Below are 1,845 nucleotides of genomic sequence, written 5' to 3' on the forward strand. Positions count from 1 at the left end.
TAACTCTTAACCTGTAATTTTCAAAATTTCTAAATCCATAAGCACGACGTTGAATGAGTTTCATCTTACGATGGAACCCTTCTGTTATGCCGTTGTTTTTTGTAAACCGCCACATTCTAACCACTTCGTCCCGCCATTGATATAATGTTTTACCCAGAGTTTTTAATGACTCAAAAGGACTTTCCTTCAGGCTATCAATCATGGCTCTTCCCCTTGAATCTATATCACTAAGTGTTATAATTAATTAAAAGAGCAAAAAATGAATGGTTTTAAAAATAGTGCATTTCATAAGTGGGTAGAGAAACAGGGTATTTCCGATGAAACCCTCAACGAGGCCATTAAGGAAATGAATCAAGGGAGTTATGAAGCCAATTTAGGCAGTAATGTTTATAAGAAACGTATCTCTGTAGGAAATAAAGGAAAAAGTGGCGGAGTACGGACGATATTAGCTTTTAAAATAAATGACAAAGCATTTTTTATTTATGGCTTTGCCAAGAGTAAGAAAGAAAACATTGATGAGAAGGAACTGAAAGCATTAAAGAGATTGGCTACGATTTACTTAAATTTAACTGAAGAAGAACTCTCTCGTACTATTTTACGAGGTGAATTAATTAAGATAGAGGTGAACAATGGATAAATCAATTTTAGAAGTTGTCCATGAGTCAGCAAAAGGGCTGTATGATGCTGGTATTATTGATGTCACAACAATGCATGAATTTGATACCTTATGCTTGCCGCCAATAAAAGAGCTTACCGCTCAAGAGATAAAAACTCTTCGCTTAAAAGAGCATGTAAGCCAAGCTGTATTTGCCAAATACCTGAATACCTCCTCATCGACTATTAAGCAGTGGGAACAAGGTGAGAAACGCCCAAGGGGTACATCACTGAAACTCTTGAATCTAATCGCTATCAAAGGATTATCCATATTAGTGTAAGCTCTTATTGGCACTAATTTGGGTTACCTTTAATGTGATGCAACACAGATGAGTTCTGAGAAAGTAAGTTATTACTGTAATGCTAAGTATCGTTATGATAAAATTCAGCTTATTCAAAATAACATGGCCATTGTCGATTAGTACATAATAATTAGGACTACTGGCTTAAGAGAACAGCTATAAATCATGCAAAGAATTACGCCCCGTGTAGATATCGCATTTAAGAAAATTTTCGGTGTTGAAGAGAATAAAGACCTGCTTATCTCATTGATTAATTCGATTATTTCTGAAGAAGACCAAGTATCAGAAATTACCTTGCTCAATCCCTATAACCCCAAAAACTTCCGCAATGATAAATTATCGATTTTAGACATTAAAGCGAAAGGTATAGAGGGCAAGCGCTTCAATATTGAGATTCAAATCAGTGATGAAGCTGATTACAATAAGAGGGCACTCTATTACTGGGCTAAATTATACACCGAACAATTAAAAGAAGCAGAAGATGACGCTAATCTCTCAAAGGCTATAGGAATTCATATTCTTAACTTCACCAGCATCCCAGAATCCGACAAGTACCATAATGTGTTTCATATTGTTGAAAAAGAGAATGGTCTAAAGTATTTTAAAGACCTTGAACTACATACGATAGAGCTTAAGAAGTTTGCGGACAGTGTCAGCAACGAGCTATCAGATGTAATCGCGAAGATAAAAACTTCCCTTGATATCTGGGTAGCTTTTTTAACCAAATATAGTTTACTGGATAAGGACAACCTACCAGAAAGCCTGGAAGAAAATACAGGACTAAAAAAAGCGCTCAATGTACTTGAAGTAATGAACTTTAACGAAGCAGAGCGGGAAGATTATGAAAACCATCTGAAATGGCTACAAATTCAAACCAATACCATAAGAA

The 1,845-nt window shown here is 35.6% G+C and carries 3 protein-coding genes and 1 pseudogene; 3 read left to right on the forward strand and 1 reads right to left on the reverse strand.

Going from position 1 to position 1,845, the window contains the following annotated elements; all coding sequences use genetic code 11:
• Positions 1-202 (reverse strand): annotated as a pseudogene (locus WA877_RS10910) (transposase); the annotation flags it as partial.
• Between the two features lie 57 nt (positions 203-259).
• On the opposite strand from WA877_RS10910, the gene WA877_RS10915 reads away from it, so the two are divergent.
• The 3 genes from WA877_RS10915 to WA877_RS10925 all read left to right on the forward strand — a co-directional run.
• Positions 260-637, forward strand: coding sequence for a type II toxin-antitoxin system RelE/ParE family toxin (locus tag WA877_RS10915; protein ID WP_425170947.1), 378 nt, complete (start codon positions 260-262; stop codon positions 635-637).
• Positions 630-935: a helix-turn-helix domain-containing protein gene (locus WA877_RS10920; RefSeq protein ID WP_425170948.1), complete on the forward strand. Its 306-nt coding sequence runs from the start codon at positions 630-632 to the stop codon at positions 933-935. Before WA877_RS10915 ends, WA877_RS10920 begins: the two co-directional genes overlap by 8 nt.
• A gap of 186 nt (positions 936-1,121) precedes the next feature.
• Positions 1,122-1,845 (forward strand): Rpn family recombination-promoting nuclease/putative transposase (locus tag WA877_RS10925; RefSeq protein ID WP_425170949.1); only part of this gene is annotated, 724 nt, incomplete at its 3' end.

The organism is Legionella sp. (assembly GCF_049790535.1).
In the GTDB taxonomy this organism is placed as follows: Bacteria; Pseudomonadota; Gammaproteobacteria; order Legionellales; family Legionellaceae; genus Legionella.

Excerpts from the sequence above, each read along its gene's own strand:
- WA877_RS10920 (WP_425170948.1), top strand. The coding sequence starts at position 630 with ATGGATAAATCAATTTTAGAAGTTGTCCATGAGTCAGCAAAAGGGCTG.
- WA877_RS10915 (WP_425170947.1), top strand. The coding sequence starts at position 260 with ATGAATGGTTTTAAAAATAGTGCATTTCATAAGTGGGTAGAGAAACAG.